The organism is Yoonia sp. D2-7, from assembly GCF_055809435.1.
Genome location: NZ_JBVVTX010000004.1, coordinates 48540 through 69651, shown reverse-complemented (window position 1 = coordinate 69651; position 21112 = coordinate 48540). Strand labels below are relative to the sequence as shown.

At 54.9% G+C, this 21112-nt stretch carries 22 protein-coding genes; 7 read left to right on the top strand and 15 right to left on the bottom strand.

All coding sequences use genetic code 11. The features are described from left to right. Positions 1–927: 927 nt before the first annotated feature. Both AC0L7R_RS18750 and AC0L7R_RS18745 read right to left on the bottom strand, forming a co-directional pair. Positions 928–1782, bottom strand: a complete 855-nt coding sequence (locus AC0L7R_RS18750; RefSeq protein WP_473660823.1) for an SDR family NAD(P)-dependent oxidoreductase — start codon at positions 1780–1782, stop codon at positions 928–930. A 16-nt stretch (positions 1783–1798) separates the two neighbouring features. Continuing rightward, positions 1799–2374, bottom strand: a complete 576-nt coding sequence (locus AC0L7R_RS18745) for a TetR family transcriptional regulator (RefSeq protein WP_473660821.1) — start codon at positions 2372–2374, stop codon at positions 1799–1801. 253 nt (positions 2375–2627) lie between these two features. Between AC0L7R_RS18745 and AC0L7R_RS18740 the strand changes: the two genes are divergently transcribed. Genes AC0L7R_RS18740 through AC0L7R_RS18730 form a run of 3 tightly spaced genes read left to right on the top strand, consistent with a single transcriptional unit; the run spans position 2628 to position 5580 of the window. Further along, positions 2628–3353, top strand: coding sequence for a c-type cytochrome (locus AC0L7R_RS18740; RefSeq protein ID WP_348106960.1), 726 nt, complete (start codon positions 2628–2630; stop codon positions 3351–3353). Between the two features lie 23 nt (positions 3354–3376). Continuing rightward, the gene (locus AC0L7R_RS18735) at positions 3377–4138 is read left to right on the top strand and encodes a carboxypeptidase regulatory-like domain-containing protein (protein ID WP_247129565.1); all 762 of its coding nucleotides are present in this window, start codon (positions 3377–3379) and stop codon (positions 4136–4138) included. Positions 4139–4152: 14 nt separating this feature from the next. Further along, positions 4153–5580 (top strand): cytochrome c peroxidase, encoded by a 1428-nt coding sequence (locus AC0L7R_RS18730; RefSeq protein WP_473660818.1) that lies wholly within the window; start codon positions 4153–4155, stop codon positions 5578–5580. A 161-nt stretch (positions 5581–5741) separates the two neighbouring features. Here AC0L7R_RS18730 and AC0L7R_RS18725 read toward each other — a convergent pair whose 3' ends face one another. Beyond that, complete coding sequence (locus AC0L7R_RS18725; protein WP_247129567.1) at positions 5742–6650, bottom strand: helix-turn-helix domain-containing protein; 909 nt, start codon at positions 6648–6650, stop codon at positions 5742–5744. A 126-nt stretch (positions 6651–6776) separates the two neighbouring features. Between AC0L7R_RS18725 and AC0L7R_RS18720 the strand changes: the two genes are divergently transcribed. Further along, positions 6777–7610 carry a cysteine hydrolase family protein gene (locus AC0L7R_RS18720; protein WP_348106957.1) on the top strand — a complete coding sequence of 278 codons (834 nt, stop codon included), beginning with the start codon at positions 6777–6779 and terminating at the stop codon, positions 7608–7610. A gap of 78 nt (positions 7611–7688) precedes the next feature. Continuing rightward, on the top strand, positions 7689–8111 hold the full coding sequence (locus tag AC0L7R_RS18715) for a DUF4437 domain-containing protein (protein ID WP_473660816.1): 423 nt from the start codon (positions 7689–7691) through the stop codon (positions 8109–8111). A gap of 58 nt (positions 8112–8169) precedes the next feature. On the opposite strand, the gene AC0L7R_RS18710 is transcribed toward AC0L7R_RS18715, so the two are convergent. The 10 genes from AC0L7R_RS18710 to AC0L7R_RS18665 all read right to left on the bottom strand — a co-directional run bounded on the left by AC0L7R_RS18710 (position 8170) and on the right by AC0L7R_RS18665 (position 16521). Beyond that, positions 8170–8733, bottom strand: a complete 564-nt coding sequence (locus AC0L7R_RS18710) for a TetR family transcriptional regulator (protein WP_473660814.1) — start codon at positions 8731–8733, stop codon at positions 8170–8172. Continuing rightward, entirely contained in the window at positions 8723–9796 is a 1074-nt protein-coding gene (locus AC0L7R_RS18705; protein WP_473660812.1) for an FAD-dependent oxidoreductase, read from the bottom strand. Before AC0L7R_RS18705 ends, AC0L7R_RS18710 begins: the two co-directional genes overlap by 11 nt. Positions 9797–9799: 3 nt before the next feature. Beyond that, positions 9800–10504: an SDR family NAD(P)-dependent oxidoreductase gene (locus AC0L7R_RS18700; RefSeq protein ID WP_473660810.1), complete on the bottom strand. Its 705-nt coding sequence runs from the start codon at positions 10502–10504 to the stop codon at positions 9800–9802. Next, the gene (locus AC0L7R_RS18695; protein ID WP_473660808.1) at positions 10482–11150 is read right to left on the bottom strand and encodes a cupin domain-containing protein; all 669 of its coding nucleotides are present in this window, start codon (positions 11148–11150) and stop codon (positions 10482–10484) included. Before AC0L7R_RS18695 ends, AC0L7R_RS18700 begins: the two co-directional genes overlap by 23 nt. 32 nt (positions 11151–11182) lie before the next feature. Next, positions 11183–11803, bottom strand: coding sequence for a glutathione S-transferase family protein (locus AC0L7R_RS18690; protein WP_247129574.1), 621 nt, complete (start codon positions 11801–11803; stop codon positions 11183–11185). Between the two features lie 218 nt (positions 11804–12021). Then, a complete protein-coding gene (locus AC0L7R_RS18685; RefSeq protein WP_473660806.1) occupies positions 12022–12783 on the bottom strand; it encodes an SDR family oxidoreductase in 762 nt (253 codons plus the stop codon). Further along, positions 12758–13417, bottom strand: a complete 660-nt coding sequence (locus AC0L7R_RS18680; RefSeq protein ID WP_473660804.1) for a histidine phosphatase family protein — start codon at positions 13415–13417, stop codon at positions 12758–12760. Before AC0L7R_RS18680 ends, AC0L7R_RS18685 begins: the two co-directional genes overlap by 26 nt. A gap of 1 nt (position 13418) precedes the next feature. Further along, positions 13419–14477, bottom strand: a complete 1059-nt coding sequence (locus tag AC0L7R_RS18675; RefSeq protein ID WP_473660803.1) for a phosphotransferase — start codon at positions 14475–14477, stop codon at positions 13419–13421. Beyond that, entirely contained in the window at positions 14474–15292 is an 819-nt protein-coding gene (locus AC0L7R_RS18670; protein WP_473660801.1) for an SDR family NAD(P)-dependent oxidoreductase, read from the bottom strand. The genes AC0L7R_RS18675 and AC0L7R_RS18670 overlap by 4 nt, the downstream gene beginning before the upstream one ends. Beyond that, positions 15289–16521 (bottom strand): acyl-CoA dehydrogenase family protein, encoded by a 1233-nt coding sequence (locus AC0L7R_RS18665; protein ID WP_473660799.1) that lies wholly within the window; start codon positions 16519–16521, stop codon positions 15289–15291. Before AC0L7R_RS18665 ends, AC0L7R_RS18670 begins: the two co-directional genes overlap by 4 nt. A 156-nt stretch (positions 16522–16677) precedes the next feature. Between AC0L7R_RS18665 and AC0L7R_RS18660 the strand changes: the two genes are divergently transcribed. After that, positions 16678–17676 (top strand): 2-dehydropantoate 2-reductase, encoded by a 999-nt coding sequence (locus tag AC0L7R_RS18660; protein ID WP_473660797.1) that lies wholly within the window; start codon positions 16678–16680, stop codon positions 17674–17676. Beyond that, entirely contained in the window at positions 17673–18311 is a 639-nt protein-coding gene (locus tag AC0L7R_RS18655; protein WP_473660795.1) for a TetR family transcriptional regulator, read from the top strand. The genes AC0L7R_RS18660 and AC0L7R_RS18655 overlap by 4 nt, the downstream gene beginning before the upstream one ends. On the opposite strand, the gene AC0L7R_RS18650 is transcribed toward AC0L7R_RS18655, so the two are convergent. Continuing rightward, positions 18308–19963 carry an FAD-binding dehydrogenase gene (locus AC0L7R_RS18650; protein ID WP_473660793.1) on the bottom strand — a complete coding sequence of 552 codons (1656 nt, stop codon included), beginning with the start codon at positions 19961–19963 and terminating at the stop codon, positions 18308–18310. The two genes, AC0L7R_RS18655 and AC0L7R_RS18650, sit on opposite strands and share 4 nt — an antisense overlap. A gap of 14 nt (positions 19964–19977) precedes the next feature. Continuing rightward, a complete protein-coding gene (locus AC0L7R_RS18645) occupies positions 19978–20838 on the bottom strand; it encodes a bile acid:sodium symporter (RefSeq protein WP_473660791.1) in 861 nt (286 codons plus the stop codon). Positions 20839–21112 lie beyond the last annotated feature (274 nt).

Here is a 21112-nt window from a genome sequence, read left to right as displayed (position 1 = left end):
CCAACAGAATTACTGGCGCACTCAAAATCCAAGCACCTATCACCCAAATCAAAAGGGATCCGTCAAGATAAAGCCCTAATGCGATAGATAAAGCGATCAATCCGCCAAGAATGCCAAGTGATCGCACAAAACGCATATATTCTTGTCTCTATCATTGTAGGTTCCAGCCCAGTCGCCAGTTCCTGCGGTTTTATCGCCAAAAACCTTTATTGGTTAGGAACGTAGCGCTACAGGGATGTTTGCCAAGATGCAACTGCGTCAACATAATAGTCTAGGTGGTTTCGACGGAATTTTCCCGACGAAGTGCCTGTCCAACGCGCATCAACGCAGATATCCAATTCGGCAGACATCGTAGGGTGAGTTAGGGCTACAACCTGCGCGTTCATCGCCGCTCTACCATGCTGAGAATACTACAATAGCACAGGTGGCCGGAGCACTGTGGTCCCAATTTAAGGGTCAAGATAATGAAAAAAGCATCTCTAGAGATTATCAATTCTCCATATTCAGACGACTACGGCATTGCGTAGAATGGCCGAGCTACTGCATCAAGCTGTTTGGCAGAAATTGCAAACGAAGCCCTCTATGCCCACACTAGCGTGAACGCTTTTTTAGATTTCTAAATAAGGCGGTAAAGCTCGATGAGGTCCTGAAAGTCGTGGCTCTTGAAGGAATAGGATTTCTAGTGGCTGACACTAAGTACCCAACTTTTGAGTTTATCGCAGATGGTACGGCTGCAGAAGGCGAGTTCCGCCGAGCGAGCCAATTTCGCGGATCAACCGCTTTGGGGTAGATCGCTCATATCCTAAGCACTATTCTCAGCGTATCGGCTCACTACACATAACCCTGATTATTGGTTTTGTTTGTGCGGCGGGGTGCGCGCACAATCGCTCGGGCAAGGCTGAAAATGCCCAGTCTTGCACCTTAACCTTATGTCAGGAATTGATCGACAACCTGCGCCTGTTGCTTGAGGCCGTCTGGGTCGAGGCTTGTCTTAAGCTTAGTGAAGGTTTCAGCCCATTCGGATGTGCGGACGCGGATTGGTGGCTGCTGTGCGTCCATCACTTGCATAACGACCGCGGCGACTTCATCGGCGGTTTGATAGATGCCTGTGTCCTGACGGTTTTGCGCACCTGCGACGTATTTTTGAAGGATTGGAAGATATTCGTCCTCTAACATGCCGCCCGTCTGCGCCATCTGTTCCATCACGGAATTGGCGAATTCCGAAGCGATACCGCCCGGTTCGACAGCCGTGAAATGGATGCCGAAGGACGGCGTGATATAGCTGGCCATCGATTCCGTTAGGCCTTCAACCGCAAATTTCGCGCCGCAATAGATTTCGTTAAACGGCTGGCCGACCAATCCGCCGACAGAGCTGATGTTGATGACATGACCGGCACGGGCCTTACGCATAAAGGGCATGACGGCCTTCGTGCAGCGTGCAACGCCCATATAGTTGACGTCCAAGATCTTTTGAACGTCGGCTTCTTCGGCCTGTTCTAGGCTGCGGGCGTAACCCATGCCTGCGTTGTTAATAAGCACATCGATGCGGCCTTGTTCTGTAATGACCGTTTCGACCGCAGCGTTGATCGAGGACGTGTCTTGTACATCCAGTTTTAAAACGCGAAGCGACGCGCCCGCCGCTTCCGCCGCTGCATCAAGGGCAGTGCGTTTTCCGGTGTTGCGCATCGTCGCGTAGACAGTGTGGCCTGCTTGCGCGGCCTGAACGGCGGTGGCAATGCCAAGCCCGGTAGAGGTGCCCGTGATAAGAACGATTTTTGACATGGCTTGATCCTTTCGATCAGTTTTTCGCGATAGATAGCCAGACCCGATCAAAGGTCTGGGCTATCAGGTTTTCAGGGATGGGTTCGCCCGACAGGACCGCGCGTCGGGCAAGCTGCATGGCCGGTGCCACCAGCAGAAGCGAAAGCAGGCCGGTATCAAGATCGACCAAAGTGCCGTCGTCGACCCCGCGTTTGAGACGTGCGGCGATATCTTTGGCAAAACCGTCAACGGTGGCTTGTTCATCGGGCGATAGAATTTTGGCGGCGTTTGCGTATTCGAGGAACAAGAAATCTTGCGGACGTTCACGTACAAAACGGAACATAGCGAACCACATGTTCCGCACGCGTTGTGCGCTATCTGTTGCGTTTCCGTCTTCTGTAATGGTGCTGTGAAACTCCGCCTTAAGTTCCATATAGACTTGGCGCAGCATGTCGTCCTTGTTTTCAAAATGAATGTAAACAGTGCCTGCGGAAATTTTGGCACGCTTGACGATACCTGCGACGTTCACCGTGGCGATCCCTTTTTCAACCACTTCCGCGACAAGTGCGTCGCGAATTTTTGCCCTGGTTGCTGGCTTGGCAGGTTTTGGCATGGATCACCCTTTCATGCCTTCAATTAGGATAATGAATATTCATTATCAAGTAGGGCGGACGATTTTTACACCTTTCTTTTGGTTGAGGAGGACAGCGTGTCGCGGCTCATCAAACATCACCGGCAACTGCCAATATCTTTTTGCAAAGGCCCTGACCGGACAAAATTATGCCAATATTTATAGATATACAGCGCACAGGCGTAAATTAATGCGCACTGCGTAGTTATTCAGAGTTGAGCAAGGGTTAATAGAAATGAAGAAGATCTCGGCATTCGCCATCCTACCGTTTTTATTGATCAATTCCGGCGCCCAAGCCGATCAGAACGTCCCCACCCCAGAACTACATCGCTTAGGCATGACACTTTACATCGAAAATTGTGCGATCTGTCATGGTGCAACGGGCGCTGGCGATGGTGTTATGGCTGCCCAATTTGCGCCTGCCCCGCGTGATTTCACAGGCGGTGTTTTCAAGTTTGGCACAACCGGCCTAGGCGACTTTCCAGCACGCGCAGACATCACAAAAATCATTGAAACGGGGATCGAAGGGTCATTCGGTCGGACCATGCCCGCCTTTACCGATTTCACACTCAGTGAACGGCTGGCTCTGGCCGAAGTTATCCGTCAATTCGCTGACATAACAGCATATGGCGAACCGATAGAGGACATCGTCGTCCCTGCTAGTTTTGATATCGATCGCGGTATGGAGTTGTACGAAAGTCTTGATTGTTCAAGTTGCCATGGCGCGGCTGGTCAAGGCGACGGCGTTCTTTCCGCACCGCTAAAGGACATGAGCGGCGCAAGCATCTCACCTGCAGACCTGACGGTGGGTACGTTCAAAGGGGGGCGTGATCCACAAGACGTGTTTATGCGCCTTTATCGCGGGATTCCGGGCACACCCATGCCATCATTCGGTCAGAATGTTAACGTAGACGATCTCTGGAATCTAACAGGTGCTGTCATTGCCCTGAGTGAAAATTAATAACTATTTTTGAGGTTAGTGTGATGGAAATGAATAGACGTTCGCTTATCAAGGGCGGCGCTTCTACACTTTTTGCAGCCGGTCTTGGCACGGGAATCTACGCCGCTACCCCCGCATACAATGAAACTGGTACGCCGCAATCTGCGGGTCGGGTCTCTGGTCAGCTGAAATATGCAGGTAACGGCGAATTTGTCCCTAGTTTTCCTGTCATCAAGGATCACGATATTTGCGGCGTCGATGATCGCGAACCGAAAGCTTTGCGTGTTTCGGATGACGGCGAGCTTGGCGATTGTGTTGTCGAAATTAAAGGCGTCACCGCAGGCAAAAACTGGGACCCGATTTTTAATCACGGAAAGATCTACCAGATTGACTGTAGCTTCCAGCCGTATGTGCAGATTATCCGCAGCAGCGCCTACGTCGATGTCCACAACTTCGATCCGATCCTACACAACATCCACGCGTACGAAGTATTCAACGGGACACGTCGGTCCATGTTCAACTTCGCACAGCCAGAGGCCGGTTTGGTTGACCGCGTCGATCTGAACCTGCGGCGTGGTAATCTGATGATGATCGATTGCAATGCACACAACTGGATGGCGGCTTGGGTCTACACATCGACCAGCCCGTATCTGTCTGTGACCAGTGTCGATGGTCGGTTCGATATTCCTGATATCCCGCCGGGCCAGTACGTCCTGTCAATTTGGCACCCTCTGTTGGGTGAAAAGACTGCGAACCTGAGCGTCGCCGCGAATGCGGATTTGAAGCTCGATCTCGTTCTCACGTAAGTGGAGTAAAGTAGATGTTAACACGTATCCTGACATTAGTAGCGCTGACCGCCGCATCTTCCGCAGCTGCCGAAGCAGACCGCATCATGAAACTGCCGCCGTTGCCAGTCAGTGCAACACCCGAAAAAGACGAGGCCATGGTTGAACTTGGCCGCTTGTTGTTCTTCGATCCACGCCTGTCAGGCGACAGTTCGACGTCCTGCGCAAGCTGTCACGCCCCGGAATACGGTTACGGCGATGGTGCCGAACTGAGCCGTGGCTATCCGGGCACGAAACATTGGCGCAACGCCCAAACATTGGTGAATTCGGCTTATCTGACGAACGGCCTGCATTGGGACGGTTCAGTTGGGTCGTTGTTGCACCAAGTTCCGGGCGCGATGGGTACGGCTTTTGCCGCCAATATTGACGTCACAATGGCTGAAGAGCGGATGAAGCAAATTCCGGAATACCGGAACCGCTTTCTTGAAATTTGGGGCGAAGACCCAACCATCGAACAAATCACACAAGCGATTGCAGCTTACGAACATTCCTTGGTTTCTGCGGACAGCCCATTCGACCGTTTTGCAGCTGGCGATGTCTTTGGATTTAGCCCTGAAGCTGCGCGTGGTCAGGTGATTTTCGCGGGTAAAGGGAACTGCGTATCCTGCCACAACGGTGCTTTGGCAACTGACGAAGATTTCCATAACACAAGCGTACCGCGCAATCCGGAATTCTTGGAAGATCCGCTTGTTCAGGTGACATTCCGGTCCGCGATGCGTGGGTTTGGCGTGGCCAAAGAAGTCTATGAAGGCCTTGATCGTGACCCAGGCCTATATGCGGTGACCCAAAATGACGAAGACATGGGCAAGTTCCGCACACCGCCGTTGCGGTATCTGACTTTTACGGCCCCTTACATGCATAACGGCATTTTCTATACGCTAGACGAAGTCGTGAACTTCTACGACGCAGGCGGCACCGAAGACGTCTTTGGTACCAAATCTGCCATGATCGAACCGCTTGACCTGACTGATCAAGAAAAATCCGATCTGGTTGCGTTTCTTGAAAGCCTCTCTGGTACAGAGATCGTCGAAACATACCCTGATCTGCCCGATTACGAAACGGTCGAGGTTGCAGTGAAGACATCAGCAGGTGCCGGTGATTTTGCCGCAAACGCATCGGCAGCAACTTCGGTGGCCGCCGCAGAAACGCCAGCCGAAAGCAGTTTCTCTTCCACTAGCGCCGGACTTGTTATCGACATGTCCAGCGGAACCGCGCCAACTGCGGAACCGTCATCTGGTCGCCGCGAAGTGATCGTGCAAGCTGGTGATAACCTTGGCATTATTGCGCAGCGTGAATATGGTGATGTGCTGCGGTACCAAGATATCTATGAGGCGAACAAAGACCTTATCAGCGATCCGTCGAATTTGGCGGTTGGCACAGTTCTGGTCATCCCTGAACTATAAGTTTGGGCTGTCTTGGGACGCGAACAAAGTTGCGACATCAATTGAGCGCGCGACCCCACAAACGCGTAAGAACGTAACTTTGGGCCACCTCGAACGGGTGGCCCAAATTGCTTTGTGCAGGCGCTTGTCATCAGAGCGCCGGTTCGCAAAGACAGGCGGAGTTAGGATTGCTGTGCCGTTCTGAATGTCCGTGGCGATAGCCCGGCTTGGCTTTCGAAAGCGCGTGTGAAAGCACTGCGCGATGCGAAGCCTACCATTTCTGCGATACGTTTCACCGGCAGATCTGTGTCGCGCAGTAGGACGCCAGCACGGCGCATACGCAGTTCGCGTAGTAGCTCCATCGGTCCTGATCCGTATGCAGCGGCAAAGCGTTTGGCAAAGGCAGATCGGCTCATCCGGACGCTGTCAGCAAGGCTTTCGACGGTGTGCGGATCGCCCGGCGCATCCAACATCAGCCGTAGCGCATTCCAGACCGACGGATCGGCAAGCGCTGCCATCCATTGAAATGCAGCATCCTGAGATGACAGGCGTTCGCGCAGCATCGCGATCATACATTGCATCAGCAAAGCTTTGATCATCGCGCGGCTTCCCAACCCCGGATGGGACAGTTCGTGCAACAACATCTGCAAAGTAGGCCGCATGCGGTGGGACGACGACACATGTTCCACCAATGGTTCTTTGATCAGGTCGATGATGTCGGTGACACCGCGCAATCCGACGCCAACATGGGCGCAAAGCGCGGTCATCTGCCCCGCTTGTGTTTCGCAAGTTCCCGCCATCAGACGCGACAGATTCATCTCCGCAGGTTTGCAATCGGGGATAGGGTCCCCGCCGGTGCCAAAGTTGTTCAGGGTATGCTTCTGCAGTGCCGGAATAAAGACAAGAGAACCACGCGCGACTTTCAATGGGGGACGCGATTTGAACGTGATCTCCCCATCACCGGACAAAATATAATGCAGTGTCGCCGATGCATCGCGCCCCAGCCCAAGGCTGCACGCCCCGCTAAGTTCGCATAGGGCAAACGGATCGGTCTTTATCTCAAGTTCATCGAATATGTGATCGTATCTCATGCCCAGATTCTTAACCGCATTCTGGACGAAAGGGCACCCAATTCAAAGAAAAGGCACATTTTGAAGACGTAAAGGCACATGGGGAACCATAGCTTGATGTCACACAAGCACTGAAAGGAACAGACTATGTGCCAATGCGATGATCCAAACCACAACCACGGCCGGATGACACGTCGGGCTGCCCTGCGCGGTGGCGTTGCAAGCTCCGTTGCTGCAGCAGCCGCGGTCGCCACAACAACTGCAGCCCAAGCGCAATCTGCCAGCCCCTACGCCCCGCCTGCCGAACCTGCGCTGCCACCGTCTACTATGAAGCTGGACCTCAGCCGTACCGCTCTTGTCGTCACAGACCCACAGGTCGATTTCTTGCATCCAGAAGGAGTGACTTGGGGTGTGATCGGTGCCAGCGTCGAAGAACATAACACGGTCAACAACATCGAAACGCTTTTCAAATCCGCTAAGGCCGCTGATCTGACAGTCGCGGTATCCCCGCACTACTACTATCCGACCGATCACGGCTGGAAATTTGAAGGCGCGCTGGAAAAGCTGATGCATAACATTGGCATGTTTGACCGCCCGGGTCCGCTGAACCTTGACGGGTTCGAAGGATCAGGCGCAGATTGGATGCCTCAGTACAAGCAATACATTAACGACGGCAAAACAATCGTCACGTCACCGCACAAGGTTTACGGCAACGACACGAATGACTTGTCACTTCAGTTGCGCAAACAAGGCGTCGATCAGGTTATCTTGGCCGGTATGTCCGCGAACCTGTGTACGGAATCGCACATGCGTGAGCTGCTTGAGGACGGTTTTGAAGTGGCCGTTGTCCGTGATGCGACCGCTGCTGCCATGCTGCCCGAAGGTGATGGATACCTCGCCGCGCTGATCAACTTCCGCTACATGGCCAACGCTGTTTGGTCCACCGAAGAAGCCGTCGCGCAAATCAAAGCTGCGTCCTAAGTCCCCCGTTTGGGCCGCCTGACACATGTCGGGTGGCCCAAATACGAGACTAAACAAAACCCAACAGGAGTAATTCCCATGAAATCATTGCCAATTCTGTCTGCCCTGTTTGTCATGGCAGCAAGCACAGTTATCGCTGATGACGCGGTGACGTCTGCCGTTCTACAAGAAGAAAACAAGGTCTTTCAAAACGTGATGGGCCCGATCAATTTTGCCAACGCCTATGGCGACCGCGCGACTGGGCCGCATGGCACCTTTGGCCAATTCCCTGCGAATTTTGAAACACCTGAACACACGCATTTGCACAGCTACCGCGCAATTGTTTTGAAGGGCCAGATGACCAATCCGTTCAACGGCGAAGAAAATGCGCCTATTATGGGTCCCGGATCGTATTGGGCTGTGGGCGCAGGTGAAACGCATTCCAAAGCATGTGTTTCTGACACGCCTTGCGAATTCTTCATGTATTCCGACAGCGAATTTGACTTTGCGCCGACGGAATAAATGGCATGTCTCGCAAGGGGCGCGTCGTTTCTTGCGAGCAAATTCAGTGATCAAATGATTACAGGCGTTGGGTTAAAATGCGCACTGCACTGTCAAATAGTGCGGGGTTTTCTTCCACCCTCGCAGCAAGCTGTGCGCCTTCCAGAAGCGGTAGCGCTGCCGCCGCTTCGACAGCCGGATCGGTGACACGTGCGATACTTCCGTCGGTCTGGCCTGCTGCAAAAACGGTCTCTGTCCAGGCGATGATCATTTCACGAAAGCGGCCGATTTGGGCGATCACCTCTGCGGGCAGGCTTTCGCGACTGGTTGAAAACGACACACACAAACACAGGCTTTTGCCGCCATCCAGCGCCGTTCTGTAGCGATCGATTAGTGCCGTAAGCCGCGCGCCGCCCGTTTTCTGGCTTAGATCGATGTCTTCGCACACGGCTTTCAGATCGTTGTAATACCGTTCCATCAAAGCGGCGGACAGGACGGCCTTGGTCGGGAAATGATGGTGGATACTGGCCTTGCGAATGCCGACATCCTGCGCCAAATCGGCATAACTGAACCCGTCAAAGCCGCGCGTGCGCGCAGCCCGTTCCGCAGAATCCAGCAAAGCGGTTTTTGTATCAGTTGGCATTTGTATCCCGCGTATCGTTGACCCTAAGCTTTGCTAATACGTTTTCCGCCGCTTCTAAAGCACCTTCGATATAGCCGCCAAACTGCGGGGCAACTTCGGTTCCGCCAAAGAGCAATGTATCATCCCAAAGCCCGACCATCGCGCGCGTTAACCCATAGGTCGGATGCGCGTGAAGCGGGGCTTGGTCAGCTGCGGTCGACGTCTGCGGATCAAACGCCCAATCTTTAATGTACAGCTTGGCAGGTTCCGCGGCTTGTGGCCCGAACAAACGACCCAGTTGCGCAAACAAATGTTGCCGCAACACTTGTTCATCAGCGCGTCCTTGTGGCGGGACGCCGATAAAGCCGAACAACGCGTAAGGCCCACCGTCCGCTGGGGACGCATCGTGGACTTCGACCATCGGACCGGTTCTGCTCATCGCGTCGCCGGATAGGCCGTCGTTGCGCCAGAACGGGGTGTCGTAGACCGCGACTGCCTTGGCCTGCCCTGCCATCCACGTCGCGATGGACCGCATTGACGCAATCGTTTGATCCGGAAGTGCCGGGGTAAATTTGATCTCCGCTGCAACCCGTGGCGGCAAGGCCAAAACGACACGGTCCGCTTGGATGGTATCGCCATTGGTCAACGTCGCAACGACCCCTGCTGCGTTCTTATCCAAAGACGCCACTTGGGCATTCAGCTGTTTTCGCGCATCCGGTAAGCGGTCCGCCAATGTCTGCGTCAACGCAGCCAATCCGCCTTTCAAGCGCCAAGACCCCTGCATTGATGCAAAGCCGCGGCCGCGTTCGACGTTCCCGCGTTCATCTTCGAATGTCAGAATACCGTCAGAAAATTGGTCAAATTTTTCCAGACCAAACCGTTGGATCAAGGCAGCAATCCGTGGTTGGCCGGGCCAAAACCACGCGGGCCCCATATCAAAGTACCCTGCCCCGTGATGTTCCGTCATGATCCGCCCGCCAAATCGGTCGCGCGCCTCTAGCAACATATAATCCTGCCCTGCGGTTTCCAGCATGTCGGCCAACGCAAGGCCCGACAGACCACCGCCGATGATCATAGTTGTCATGGGCTAGAATCCTTCGCTTGCTGGACGAAGATCCAGCTCGTGCGTCCACGTTGATTTGGGCTGATGGGTCAATTGCCAATAGGTTTCGGCGATGTCTTCGGGTTTCATCATCTTCGCAGGGTCAAGGCTGTGCAGGTCGCGCGACCGCGGTGTGTCGATGATCCCGTCAAGGATGGCATGACAGACATGCACACCCGCAGGCTGATATTCACGCGCCAACGATTGGGTCAACCCGCGCAGCGCGAACTTGGCACTCGCGAAAGCCGAAAACTTTGCACCACCGCGCAAAGACGCCGTTGCACCGGAAACGATAAACGTACCGCCCCCACCCCGTACCATCGGTTGCAACGTTGATTGCGCAAGTAAAACAGCCGTTTGCACCATGGATGTCCACGTGCGCTGGTAGTCCGCAAGCGTCGTATCACCAAATGGCGCAATGACTAGTTCAGCAGTGTTATGGATGACGACGCTTGGCGTGCCATGTTCTGCGATGATCCCTGAAATGACGTCAGGCACGGCTGTGTCATCCGCCATATCAAGTGTATGGAACGCGCCAACGGTGGTTCCAGGTTGCGTGCGACCAAGGCCAACAGGTGTGAACCCACCTGCCTCAAAACGCGCAAGAAGGGACTGACCAAGGCCAGCCCCCGCGCCGGCGACAAGCGCCAGTTTTTTTGCGTAGCCATCAGACAGCCGGTGGCTTTGCATGTGGCAAGTGGCCGGATTTGACCCAAACCTTTGCGCCCTGAGCCCCAGCAACCGCAGACAATGCCTTCCCCTCGGGCAAGCGCAACCATGCACCTTTGCCAAGCGTTTCACCGCCCTCTGTCAGCGATCCTGCGATGACAAGCATCTCAATCCCACCATCATCCGACATGTTCAACGCAGCACCCGCATCGACGTGGCTAAAGGTAACATTTTCACGGTCATCGCTGTGCAGCTGGGCCGTAGCGACACCATCAACCGGCGCTGCCAATTCGTCCGCCATATTTTTGCGGAACTGATTGCGGTCTTCCATGTCAAACTGCCAGAGCTTCACAAAGATCGTACACCCCTGCTCTGACCCCGGTGTGTGGGATGTTGTGGGTGGGTTGCGCACATAGGTGCCTTCTGGAAAATCACCATGTTCGTCCTGAAACACACCATCCAGCACGATGAATTCTTCGCCACCCGAATGGGTATGGGCCGAAAATTTGCTTTCCGGTGCATAGCGCACGATAGTTGTCGCACGGGCCACTTCGCCGCCGATGCGATCCAGCATGCGCCGGTCAACGCCGGGCATGGGCGATGCGTTCCACTCAAGCTGATCAGAGTGAACGACCACGCGTTGAAAAAAGTCAGCGTTAAGTTCCATTGTTTTGTCCTTTCGACCTGAGTGGAGGCAGCTTAGCCCGCGATGCTTGGACGCGCAGCAACTTTGGCGCGCCATGCATTAAGATTTGATAGGCTTTGCGGGATTTCTACTTTGGCAAAGTCGGCAAATGCCAAACCTGCGAAAGCAGTGATGTCTGCCATCGAGAATTTATTGCCGGCCAAATAGGCATTGTCAGCTAAAACTTCGTTCAGATAGCTCATCGTCTGACCGGCAACTTCCTTTTGTTTGTTGCCCCATTCAGCACATTGGTAGGTTTCCAGATCGGGGCCAAGGCCGGGAGTCGCATGATGGAAATAAGCGCCAACCGCGTTCAGCAGGCCATTTTCAGCACGTAGGTTCATCATCGACACTTGCGCGCGTTCTTTTGGGGTCTCGCCTGTCAAGGATGGTCCTTCAAAATGGCCGTCGATGTATTCGGTGATCGCAGTGCACTGGGAAATATGGCTGCCGTCAGCCAGTTCAAGACAAGGCACGACCGCATCTGGGTTCTTTGCTTTGAACGCATCTGTGCGATGTTCGCCGCCCATGACGTCAACCGCGACGAATTCTACATCGTTTGTTGCACCTTTTTCGGCAAGTGCGATGCGCACACGTGCAGGGTTCGGGAAGCCTTCGGTGTCATAAATCTTCATCGTGGTCGTCTCCATTTCATTTTCAATATACATGAACCTACTAGTAGATAGGGTATCTGGCAAGATAATTCTCGCCAACATCTAGGCTCTCACGGCTTCGTGAAATATGCCCTGCTACAGACTGAACTGGGATTTGCGCATTTGCAGCGATTGAAACACTGCAAATGCCTGCAATGACGGGCCCCGTTTAAGGTTGGGCTAACGCCCGAAAGACGGAGTTATGTCACACGTCGCAGCAATGAAAGTGGCAGCATTTTCATCGCCGCGCCCAGAACGCGCCACGGCCAACGCGGGACCGTCACATGGTTGCGCCCAGACTCAACGGCGTCGGCCAGCAGACGCGCACCCTTGGCGCCATCAATGATAAACGGGGTCTTTGATGTATCCTGCCCTTGGGTCATTTCGGATTGAATGTATCCGGGCATAAGGGTCGTTACGTTGATTGGCTTATGTAGCATTTCTAGGCGCAGACCTTCTGCAAGGTGGGCAAGACCCGCTTTGCTGGTGGCGTAGCTTGTCATCGCGCCACGCATGCCGCGGATCGCGCTCATGGAGGACATGAACACCAAATGACCGGCGTTCTGATCACGGAAGATTTCCATCGCCGCCTCGGCTTGCGCGAGCGCTGCAATCAGATTGACCTCAAGCGTGGCACGGTTTTTCGCGAACCCACCTTTGCCAATTGGCGCACCTTCTCCGATACCTGCATTGACGATCACCTTGTCCAGCCGCCCGAAACTGTCGCGAAACTGTCGGAACGTTTCAAAAACCGCCGTATGGTCAGTCACATCGAGTGCTGCCAATTCAACGCGGGTACCCGACAATTCGATTTTCAATGCTTCAAGCGCGTCTAACCTGCGCGCGCAAAGCGCCAGATCATACCCGCGCTTTGCGAATTCACGGGCCATGCCTGCGCCCAGCCCGGAACTTGCGCCAGTGATTAGAATGACGCCTTTAGCGGAATGTGATGAGGTCGGCATCAATTGCTCCCAGATGTTGCTGTTCGTTAAGACTGATCAGGCGCGTATGGCCGGGCCGCACAGAAAGGGTCGTGACGCCGCAATTGACAAGCACATGTTCCATGGCGCGTGTTGCTTGCTCAGTCAGGCCCAGCACATCCTGCACAATCGCAGCTATGGGGCCGCCAGAGGTCACGACATAGGCGGTGTCATCCTTGCCCAGTTCAGCCACCAAAGTCGTCATGGCATCGCGCACGCGTTTGCGAAAAACGCTGCGGCTTTCAACGTAATCACCGTCATACGCACCGTCTGCCCAACGCGTTGTCGCCTTGTCGTAAACGTCTTGAAAGGCCCGTTTCGGATTGGGCGCGTCTGCAAAGGCAGCGCGTAAGGCAGCAGGGCTGTTCAATTCGGGCCGATAGGCCGCAAGAACATCAAAATAGTCAAATTCGTTCCATCCGGCGTCCGTGTTCGCAGGGCCAAATGGCGCGGCGGTTTCGCGGTGCCGTTGCATTGTTCCGCTGACCAGCTGATCTGGCCGCGACACCGCCTTTGCCAAATGACTGGCCTGATCGTGACCCTTTGCGCTAAGGGCGTCGTAGTTGTCCGCGCCAAAGCTGGCTTGCCCGTGCCGTATCAAATGAACACGTGCCATCTTAGCCAGCCTTACGGATCAATTTGCGACAACGGTGGTGCAGGTAATGCACAAAGACCCAAAAGCGTTTGTATTCTGGGTTTTTCGTCTGGCCCTTATGATAGCGGGCGTAGATTTGTTGCACGATGCCGGACAGGCGGAACAGCCCGTAGACCTGATAGAATGTGAAACTCTCAGGGCGCAGGTCCATGGCGTCGCAGTAGTAGGCAATCACTTCGTCACGGGTCAGCATGCCCGGCAGGGTCGTTGGTTGCCGCCGCGTTGCACGTGCCAGCCGATCATCACCCGCCTCGACCCAGTAGGCCAGTGTATTGCCAAGATCCATCAGCGGATCGCCGATCGTGGCAAGTTCCCAATCCAGAACGCCGATCACGCGGGTTGGTTCGGACGGGTCAAGGACGACGTTGTCAAAGCGGAAATCGTTATGTGTCAGGCAAAGGCGTTCATTTTCGGGCAGATTGGCCTCTAACCACCGCATGATACCTTCGCCGCGCGGAACGTTCCATGTGCGGGCGTCGCGATACCGTTTGGACCAACCCACGATCTGGCGCTGCGTGTATCCAGCACCGGCTGCCAGCGTATCCAGACCCGCGGCAACGTGGTCCACCTTGTGCAATGCGATCAAGGTGTCCAACACATTGGTGCACAGGGTGCGCACTTCATCCGGTGAAAGGGACACATCGCGCGGCAGGTTCTTGCGTGGGATGATCCCGTTCAGACGCTCCATCACGTAAAATTCGTCGCCGATGACAGCCGGATCTTCGCAATAGGCATGCATAGTGGGGACGTACGAAAAAACCGGCTGTAGCGCCCGTTGCAAGCGGTATTCACGGCCCATGTCATGGGCACCTTTGGCTTTGGTGCCCGTTGGCGGACGACGCAGGATCAGATCATCGTTGTCGAACTTCAGGCGGTACGTCCAATTCGAAGCGCCGCCAGCGTATTGGGTGACCTCAGGACGTCCCTGCAAGTGTGGCAGGTTTTGCGACATCCAAGGACCTAACAGATCGAGGTCCAGTTCTTCGCCATCCCGAATGGCACCCGCTTGATCAATGCTCATGTCGATTGTCCTTTCATGACACGCGCCATGCGCGCATCCAGTTTGGCAACCTCCTTGCGCAACCCGCCCAGATAGCGGGAAAACGGCAACCAGTTTTTCATCCGCAGCGCCTTACGCGTGCGTTTGTCGATGAAAATGCGTGGTTCGCCGCGTTCCATACCTTCGAGGATCGCTGCCGCAACGTCGGCGGGGCTGGTTCTGGACCGTTCAACCAAACGTTCCGTCATTGCGCGGGCTTTGTCGTCACCGGCACGCATGTTCTGCGCGAGGCCGGTCCGAAAGAAGCTTGGGCAGGCGACATGGGTCGTGATCCCATCCTGTTCAAGCTCAAGCATAAGCGTTTCCGACAAAGCCAAGACCGCCGCCTTGGTGGCGTTATATGCCCCTGCCCCAGGCAGGTGCAGGAAGGACGCCATAGACGCAATGTTCAGGATTGTGCCCCGCGTTTCGGCCAAGAGCGGCGCGAAGGTTTTGCATCCGCGTACGGTCCCCAACAGGTTGATCTCAACGATCCACTGCCAGTCACCCACAGGCGTGTCTGTCAGTGTTCCCATTTGTGCGACACCGGCGTTGTTGATCAACAGATCCGCCCCGCCCCATTCCGTCTTCATCCAACGGGCGGCAGCCTGCAAATCTGTTTCCAATCGCACGTCGCACTTGATGAAATGTCCGCCGATTTCTTTTGCGGTGGCTACTCCGGCTACGGCGTCGATATCGCCAATACAGACTTTTGCACCGCTGGCGGCCAGTTGGCGCGCAAATTCACGCCCTAGGCCCGCGCCGCCCCCCGTTATGAAAACACGACGCGCACTCATGCGTTTTTCCCACGGTATTTGGCCAGTTCCTGACGCGCGACCATGGCGCGGTGGACTTCGTCTGGCCCATCGGCGTAGCGCAAGGCACGCGCCATCAACCACAAATCGGCCAGCGGCGTTTCATGAGTCAGACCTTGGCCGCCATGTATCTGCATTGCCTTATCAACAACGTCCTGAAGCATGTTCGGCGCAACAACCTTGATAGCTGAAATCTCGCTCATCGCGGCCTTAGCGCCAACAGTGTCAATCTTCCACGCCGCATAAAGCGTCAGCAGACGGGCCTGATCTATGGCCATCCGCGCATCCGCGACCTGTCCGCGATTGCCATCAAGCGCGATCAAGGGTTTTCCAAAAGCCTCGCGTTTGCTGCCACGGTTGATCATCAGCTCTAAAGCGCGTTCCGCAGCACCAATGGCGCGCATACAATGATGAATGCGACCCGGTCCAAGACGGCCTTGCGCGATAGAAAAACCTTTGCCGAGACCCAAAATAAGGTTCTCTTTCGGGACGCGCACGTTGTCGAAATTGACCTCGCCATGTCCGGCAGGCGGATCATATTCGCCCATTGTCGGCAGCATCCGTTCGATCGTGACACCCGGTGTATCAAGCGGCACCAGCACCATTGAATGACGGGCATGGGGGTCGCCGTCCGGGTCCGATATCCCCATAAAAATCGCAAGTTTTGCATTTGGATGACCAATTCCCGTGGACCACCATTTGCGACCGTTCAACACCAGTTCATCACCATCTTCCGTAATCGACGCACTGATATTGCGGGCATCAGATGACGCCACATTCGGTTCGGTCATGCAAAACACAGACCGTATTTCGCCCGCAAGAAGTGGTGTCAGCCACTCCTGTTTTTGTGCGTCTGACCCGAAATGCCAGAGCACTTCCATGTTTCCGGTGTCTGGGGCGCTACAGTTGAATATCTCGGCGCTGAACGGATAACGGCCCATGGTTTCGGCCAATGGCGCGTATTCTAGGGTGCTCAGCCCTAGGGCCAATTTGTCGTCAGGCAGAAAGAGGTTCCATAGCCCCGCGTCGCGTGCCTTGGATTTCCAGTCTTCCATCATTGGAACAACTTGCCACGTTTTCCAATCAGACCCAGAATTCAGGCTACGCAACTGGGCGCGGTAGTCGGCCTCATGCGGGATGACCTCAACGCGCATGAAGTCTTGCAATCGTTCTTGCAAGTCTTGGCACCTCGCGCTTGGCTGAAAATCCATAGTCATCTCCTACTGCTGTCTGGTCATTGGTCCGACAAAACGTAACCTTACGTTGGATTTGAAGGTAAATGGCTTTCGCTGCAAGAAAAACAGAATATAATTCTGTTTTACGTTACGGCTTTTGTTAAATCGCAAAGGTTCAAGGGAGAGGATGCTATGCACATCGTATTTTTCGGCGCGGGCGCCATTGGATGCTACACTGGTGCGGCTTGGTTGTCGTCGGTTGCGGCGGCGGGTGGGCGTATCACGCTGATCGGGCGTCCTTCACGGCTTTCCGCCTTGCGTGATCACGCGCTGGACCTTTCCGGCGGGCATAACGTCAACGTCGCCCCCGGTGGGCTTCACATCACAGATGATCCCCAAATCCTTTCCGAGGCTGACTTGATCGTTTTGACGCATAAAGCTGGCGCGCTGCCCGACGCGATTGATGCCATCCGCGCACATAGCGCTGAAAAGACGCCAATCCTGTCGCTATTGAACGGGGTCGCACCTGTCCGCCTTCTGCGCAAATCCCTGCCCGAACGGCATTGTCTCGCGGGGATGGTGCCTTACAATGTCGTCTGGCAAAGCAACACCCATTTGCATCGCACAGGCGCTGGCAACATTGCTTTGCAACGCCATCCGGCGACCGAATGGTTGGCTGCAGCAGGCGTAGAAATCGACCTGCATCCGGATCTGACGCCCATCCAATATGGGAAGCTGTTGTTGAACCTCGCCAATCCGATCAATGCGCTCGCGGGCATTCCGCTTTACGACATGCTGCTTGATCGCGGCTATCGTTTGGTGCTGTCCGCTGCTATTGCAGAAGCATTGAAGGTCTATGATCAAGCAGGCATCGGTTGGGCACAAGTAGGCCCGAATAACCCGCGACTTGCCGCACGTATGCTGCGCGCACCGACATGGCTATTTCGGCTTGTGGTGCTCCGCAAACAACGTCTGGACCGGTCCGCAATGACGTCAATGGCCAGCGATTTACAGACGGGACGTTTGACAGAAATTGACATACTTTCGGGTGAAATTGCCACATTGGGACGACATCACAAAATTCCGACACCGGTCAACAGTGCGCTGGTACGACTTGTGAAATCAGCAGAAACGGGTGACAGCGTCGGGCCAGTTGCGTCGCAGCAGTTGTTACGAGAGGTTGGATTATGAGCGAACTGTCCTTTAGCCCGTTACGGAGCCGTGACACCCCAAAGCAAGAACGCGCGATACGCCGTGTTCACGATATACTGCGTGCGACGGCCGACTATCTTGCGACGGATAAGTTGCAAGATTTGTCGACGACGGTCATTGCGAAACGCGCGGGCATTCCTGTCAGTTCCATCTACCGCTATTTCCCGACACTCGACGATCTTTTGCGCGAACTTTACCTGCAATCAGCAAGTGAGCTGCGCGAGGCGCTTTTTGCAGTCTTTGCAGATGAACAGACCTATCCGGGTTGGCGCGACAGGCTGGGCGCAGTTCTATCCAAGCAACGCAAATACATTGCGCGGCACCCCTATTACCGGCCGTTGCTCATGCGGTTCATGGCAAATCGGGAAACCGTGGCCGTCGAAGACGACGACCACGATGAATTGGTCGTGTTTTTACGCGCCCGTTGGGCACAAGGTGGTGACGGATTTCATGGCGGCGACCCGGCCGTTGTCGCAAACACGACGGTGCAGGTAGCACTTGCGATGGAGGATTTGATCGCGACCCAACCAGACCGCGATACATCCCGCCCCTATTCAGCAGAGCTTTCGACCCTGCTAGAAGCGTACCTTGCGCATTACCTGACCGACGACTAGGCGATTGTGTCCGCGCGGCCCGCTTGCCGTCCAGAAAAGATACAGCCGCCCAAGAACGTTCCTTCAAGCGCGTTGTAACCGTGATAACCGCCGCCGCCGAACCCCGCGACTTCGCCCGCAGCAAACAGACCCGGAATGACAGCACCCGACGCATCCAACATCTGACTGTTAAGGTCAGTTTGCAGCCCGCCAAGCGTTTTGCGCGTGATGATATTCAACTTCACACCGATTAATGGGCCATTCGCCGGATCAAGGATCTTATGCGGCTTTGCGGTACGCTGATAGCGGTCGCCTTTGTAATTGCGCGCCGCATGGATCGCCATCATCTGCACGTCTTTCGTGAACGGGTTATCCACCTGCGCATCACGTGCGCGAATTTCGGCTTCAATCTTGTCCACCGACAACAAATCGTCCGTTGTCAGATCGTTCATTTTCGCGATCAGTTCGCGCAGCGTGTCGGCCACAACAAAGTTTTCACCATGCTCTTTGAACGCTTCGACAGCAGGTGTCGCAGCTTTATTAAAGATGCGCTGCTTCAGGACTTCTTTCCATGATTTGTCGCGGAAGTCAGGATTCTGTTCCGACCCCGAAAGGGCGAATTCTTTTTTCACGATCTTCTGAGTCGTGATGAACCATGAATAATCGAAACCGGTATCTTGGATCATCTTCAAGGTGCCAAGGCTGTCAAAGCCGGGCAGTCCGGGCGGCGGGAAGCGGTTGCCGTTTGCGTCAAACCACATCGACGATGGACCCGGCAGAATGCGAATGCCGTGGTTCGGCCAAATCGGGTCCCAGTTCTTGACGCCTTCGGTGTAGTGCCACATGCGGTCCGCGTTGATCAGATTACCACCGGCCGCCTGACTGATAGCTACCATACGTCCATCAACGTGCGCAGGGACACCTGCCACCATTTCCTTCGGTGGTTGTCCCAACCGATCCACCGGCCAGCTTTTGCGCACCAGATCGAAATCCCCGCCGATCCCGCCAGACGTCACAATCACCGAAGCGGCGCGTAGTTCGAAATCACCCACGATATCGCGATTGGTCTTTTGCCCACGTTCAGCAGTGTCGGCAGCTAGAATTTCACCTGCGACACCTTTGGCGGCACCGTTTTCCATGATGATATTAGAACAGCGGTGCCGGAACTTCAGCGTGATACGCCCCGCTTTTTCATGTTCGCGGACACGTCTTTCAAACGGTTCTTGCGTGCCAGGCCCGACTCCCCATGTCAGGTGAAAGCGCGGGACCGAATTGCCGTGGCCAGACCCAAAGCCGCCGCCGCGCTCAGCCCAGCCCACAATCGGGAACCAACGCATGCCCTGTTCATACAGCCAAGGGCGCATTTCGCCCGCAGCAAAGTCGACATAGGCCTCGGCCCATTTACGCGGCCACTTGTCTTCTGGGCGATCAAACTGCGCGCTGCCCATCCAGTCTTGCATCGCCAACTCGCGTGAATCACGCACGCCCATCCGGCGTTGCTCTGGCGTGTCGATCAAACACAAACCGCCAAGCGACCAAAAGGCCTGACCACCAAGGAAACCCTCGGGTTCTTGGTCAATGATCGTGACGGACTTGCCGCGATCCGCCAGCTCTGCGGCTGCAACCAAACCGGCGAGCCCACCACCCACAACGATGACATCAGAAGTTTCCAACGTATTTCTCCTGCTTATTTCAAGCGACGATAGACAAAAATGACGGGGACCAAGATTACGTACATCAAGATGCTATAGACAGCAGATGGTAGCGAATACGGGCCAAAGCCCTCTGCGCCGCCTACGATGATCGCGGCAATCGCAATTCCCAAGGTGCCGTTCTGAATGCCGGTCTCGATCGAGACCGTCTTACTTTCGTTCAGGCTCCGGCCCAGCAAACGGGGCACAAAGAACCCGATCGTGGTCAAAACCACCACCAGTGCCAACGATGCTGGCCCAAGCTCTGGCAGGTTCGCGACGAACGCATCCCAGTTTGCTGCCAAAGCGGCAGAAATGATGATGATGAATAACACCGTTGCAATCCGTGTCAGCGTCGGTTCGATCCGCGTCATGGCATCAGGTGCCAAACGGCGTACCCCAAGGGCCAAAAGAATGGGCACCACAGTCAGCAAGAACATTGTGAAGGCGGTTGAAGCGATGTCGAGGTCCGGCGCATCTGCCCCCAAAAATGTCATAAGCGCAAAGCTAAGGATGATAGGCACCGTCACCACGCTCGCCAGACTGATCACGGCGGTCAGGGATACCGATAAGGCCACATCGCCCTTCGCCAAACGCGAGATGATGTTGCTGGTGACGCCACCCGGACATGCGGCAAGGATCATGAAACCGACGGCCAGTTCACCGGAAATCCCAAAGGCAGTCACGACAAAATATGCGGCGACGGGCAGAAGAATGATTTGATGTACGGCACCGATCAAGAACGCGACAGGTCTTTGCCCGACACGCAAGAAATCCGCACCTGTTAGCCCCACCCCCAGTGAAAACATGATAAAGGCCAGCCCTAGCGGCAGCACCACTGATATTAATACGTCCACGTTTGCACCTCCCAATGCGACTCGCTTCCTGAATCGGAATATTATTCTGTTTTTCCCGATTGAAGCCGTTTCGACAACGTTTTCTTGCAGGGTAGCGTGTATTACGTCGCGTTCATTGTCTAATGTAATCCCTGTTTGACGGGTCATCCTTGCGTTCGTCACATCAGGTTCGGCAGCCGCGCAGTATGCCGTCCGGCAAACAAATCACCATTGCGGGTTTCCGCAATTTTCTTGCGGGCATCGCAGATACCACCCCGAACGGCACCGTTTATGA